This window comes from Nostoc sp. WHI (genome assembly GCF_015714725.1).
GTDB lineage: Bacteria > Cyanobacteriota > Cyanobacteriia > Cyanobacteriales > Nostocaceae > Nostoc.
Genome location: NZ_WBKM01000130.1, coordinates 1 through 2,118 on the forward strand (window position 1 = coordinate 1; position 2,118 = coordinate 2,118).

Consider the following 2,118-nt stretch of genomic DNA (forward strand, 5'->3'; position numbering starts at 1 on the left):
TACAAAATCGAGTGGAGGCAACAGAAATGATGGTGCAGCTAGGAAACAATAATTTAATGCAACAAAGTTCACTAAACTCGTTTAGTTTCAAATATTTCTCGCCACAATTCAAATTCAGGACAATTGCACCAAAGGGTAACGAACCCATCAAAAAGTTTAGTTTCTGAATTTTTAACTCCCCTTGGGAGAACTTGGATCAAGATAGGAATATCCAAATCACATTTCCAATTTTCTATTTCTTTTTGAAGTTGGGCAATAGTGTCTTGATGGAATCCTCGGTCGTTGTTGGAACACTGAACAAGTAAACATCCATTATCAGAATCTTTTACTCGCTTGATCGAGAAATTAATCTGCGTCCACATTGATTGGACTTCATTGAAAATATTAGGCAAACCATAGTGATTGCCTAGTATTGCCTTTCGGCGTTTCGATTCACCCATAAGTCCCCCTCAGCAATACAAATTTTGACAAGGATGACGAAGAAGATAAGGAATCTCCTGACGACGAGTAAGCTCACTAGCGCTCAGACTAACCCTCTGGGGGTTATTAACTACTAATACTATTGTAACGATAAATCAAGGGTTTCAAGTATTTTGCAGTTGCAAGAATTGGGGATTTTGCCAAACCTTATCTGTCATCCTTGCACGCTTTGCTGCTGGTGGCTGTTGAGAGAGAGTACAACCTTGTTTGTCAGCAGCAAAAGTGACGATACAGCTAGTAAACAATAGGTTAATACAACAAATACACAATGCAACAAAAAACGTCTGTGTATCAAAGCGGTAAGCGTTCGTGGACTCTCCTATATGGCGAATGTATTGTTATTAGTAGTAATTGGAGAACTTTTCACCCAGACATTATGGTTGTGATAAAAATCACCACGCTGTTCTAGTGTAAATCCACCCAGCAATAATCCCAACCATACTTCTACCATCGGCATTTGCAACACACGTTGCAGTTTAACTAAAGAAATCTCATCTTTGACATTTATCAGGTGGTTAGCGATCGCGCTCTGCCATTTTTCCACATCTTCATCACCCGCCAGCTTGTGAACATCTTCTAAACTCGTTACCTCATCGAGCATTGCCAAAACATTCGCTTTCTCAACGGGTGCTACTACAGAATCACCCGACTCAGTAGGATATGAAAATTGGTGTGGGCTGTGTGGTTTAAAGGTTTGTGGTGTTTGCGGTTCAATCAAATCATCTAAATCTAGGTGCATTGTTGTCCGCACCAACCCAGCGAATATATCGGTACTAATAATTGGCCCCTTTGGGCTATTGCGATCGCGGGTATCTTGCAACAGTACTTCGGCACGAGACTTCAGAATATCCGCAATTTGACTGAAGGCAAGCGCTGCGGTTAATAACTGTGCCTCCAAGGGTAAATTTTCTAGCTCGGCATCTAAACATTCCCACATTGGTACAAGTGAGGATGTCGCTGGAGATTCGGACAACTCATCAAGCACGTCCCAGATTGTTAATTGCCGATATGTGGTCATCTCTAGGATTGTGGATGTAGAGGGCAAGGACGCACTGGGCAGTAGCTTGAGGTAATCTCAAACATATCCTTATATTGATATAGTGAAACACCATATTGTTTCGCAAATGCCTGCAACACCTGATCTGTATAAGTGCGTATTTTACCCGCCGTTAACCCAAAGCAGTGAATTGGTTCTAAGCGGCAAACAGGCTTTTGCCCCAGCCAGAGTTCTGCCGACATAGCGTGTAATGGTTTATCCCCTGGTTCTTTATACAAATACAGCACTGCAAAATATGTTGCTGGTGGTTCGACTGCGATCGCATCAATTTCTGCTGAATGATTTTCACTCCGGCGACGGTAGAACGAACGGCGATTGTGGCAGACTTTTGGATTCCAACACCCATCCCCTGCTGTTCCATGTAAAACTTTGGCTTTCGTTGTTGGTAGTTTGGAACATAACTGACACTTGGGATCAAGTGGTTTGGGCATACCTTACTCCACTTCCTCTCCGATTGCACGATAGTAGGCAGCGATCGCAGCCTCCTGTTCGCTACGGAGTGTATAGCGTCGAAACGCCTTCTCGCTTTGATGTCCAGTCAGCTTACGGGCATGGCTGGGGTCAACTCCCAATAGCAATAA

Annotated in this window: 3 protein-coding genes and 1 pseudogene; all 4 read right to left on the minus strand. The window is 43.1% G+C overall.

Features of this window, described 5'->3' with window-relative positions; translation table 11 throughout:
- Positions 1–71 precede the first annotated feature (71 nt).
- The gene (locus F8S12_RS12940; RefSeq protein ID WP_196516678.1) at positions 72–440 is read right to left on the minus strand and encodes a hypothetical protein; all 369 of its coding nucleotides are present in this window, start codon (positions 438–440) and stop codon (positions 72–74) included.
- A 359-nt stretch (positions 441–799) separates the two neighbouring features.
- Positions 800–1,498: a hypothetical protein gene (locus F8S12_RS12945; RefSeq protein ID WP_196516679.1), complete on the minus strand. Its 699-nt coding sequence runs from the start codon at positions 1,496–1,498 to the stop codon at positions 800–802.
- A 2-nt stretch (positions 1,499–1,500) separates the two neighbouring features.
- Entirely contained in the window at positions 1,501–1,968 is a 468-nt protein-coding gene (locus F8S12_RS12950; protein ID WP_196516680.1) for a hypothetical protein, read from the minus strand.
- Between the two features lie 3 nt (positions 1,969–1,971).
- Positions 1,972–2,118, minus strand: a pseudogene (locus F8S12_RS41990) (tyrosine-type recombinase/integrase); the annotation flags it as partial.